This is a genomic window from Candidatus Darwinibacter acetoxidans, assembly GCF_041936445.1.
Lineage (GTDB): Bacteria > Bacillota > Limnochordia > Darwinibacteriales > Darwinibacteriaceae > DTU010.
The window spans coordinates 1-1,282 of the sequence record NZ_JBHGXH010000076.1 but is presented as its reverse complement, the minus strand read 5'-3'; the positions used below and the strand labels follow the sequence as shown (position 1 = coordinate 1,282).

At 57.5% G+C, this 1,282-nt stretch carries 1 protein-coding gene; it reads right to left on the bottom strand.

Annotated features, from left to right (window positions below; translation table 11 throughout):
* Nucleotides 1-1,205 (bottom strand): heavy metal translocating P-type ATPase (locus ACE4YL_RS02680; RefSeq protein WP_461369151.1); only part of this gene is annotated, 1,205 nt, incomplete at its 3' end.
* Nucleotides 1,206-1,282: the final 77 nt, after the last annotated feature.

Genomic DNA, 1,282 nt, shown 5'->3' with positions numbered 1-1,282 from the left:
ATGGGAGCCTTGGAGCCCTGCGCCTCTTCCACCAGGCGGATAATCTGGGCCAGGACGGTATCCTGCCCCACCTTTGTGGCCCGGAAGGTGAAGCTGCCGAAGTTGTTGATTGAAGCCCCCACCACCTCGTCGCCAGGTTTCTTCTCCACCGGCATGCTTTCCCCGGTAAGATGGGACTCATCTATACTCGTATGCCCCTCCACGATAACACCGTCCACGGGGACCCTCTCCCCCGGGCGTACAACGACAAGGTCGCCAACCGCCACCTCCTCCGCGGGGATGTCCATTTCCACGCCTCCCCGGATCACCCGGGCAGTTTTCGACTGCAGCTGCACCAACTTCTCGATGGCTTCTGATGTTCTTCCCCGGGCAATTGTCTCCAGCAGCCTGCCCAGCAAGATCACAGTCATGAGCATGGCCGAAGATTCAAAGTAATAAACACCCCAGCCGGCAAAGAGGGAGACGAGACTGTAAAAATAGGCCACGGAGGTGCCCAGCGCCACCAGGACATCCATGTTGGCGCTGCCCGCTTTTAAAGAGCGATAGGCTCCACTGTAAAAGGGCCACCCGCCGATAAACTGAACGGGAGTGGCCAGGGCCAGCTGCACCCAGGGATTGATCATGAAATGGCGCCCGGCATGCGAGGCGATCATCATCACGGCCAGGGGCAGGGTGAAAAGAGCCGCCATGATAAACCTGGCCAGCTGCCACTTTCTCTCCTCTTGCCTGATTTGGACCGCTTCGCCGCGGGAAATATCGCCGGCCAGGCGCGCCTCATAGCCCAGTTCTCTGACCGCAGCCGCCATCTCCGAGGCAGTGATTACGCCGGGAAGATAGCTGACAGTGGCCCTGCCGGTGGCCAAATTAACCGCCGCTTCCTTCACCCCCGGCAGCGAATTTAGCTTGCTTTCAATCCGCGCCGCGCATGCTGCACAATGCATGCCGGAGATGATTATATCCTGCCGCTCTTCTGGAACCCCGTATCCCAGCTCCATGATCCGATCAACGACCCGGCGGGGCTCAATTTTCTCCGGATCATAACTGATCGTTCCCTTGCCTATCACCAGGTTGACATTTGCGGATAAAACACCGGGGTGTGAAAGCAAGCCCTTTTCTACTCTTGCGGAGCAGGCCGCACAGTGCATCCCGGATATGGGAATGGTGATGGTGGCCTGCTTTCCTCTTTGTTTTTCCGCTCCGGACATGATCATGTACCCTCCTAATCTATAACCGGTTACCGTATCAATTTAAAGATCGTCTTCAGCGCCTCGTCAAACACTTC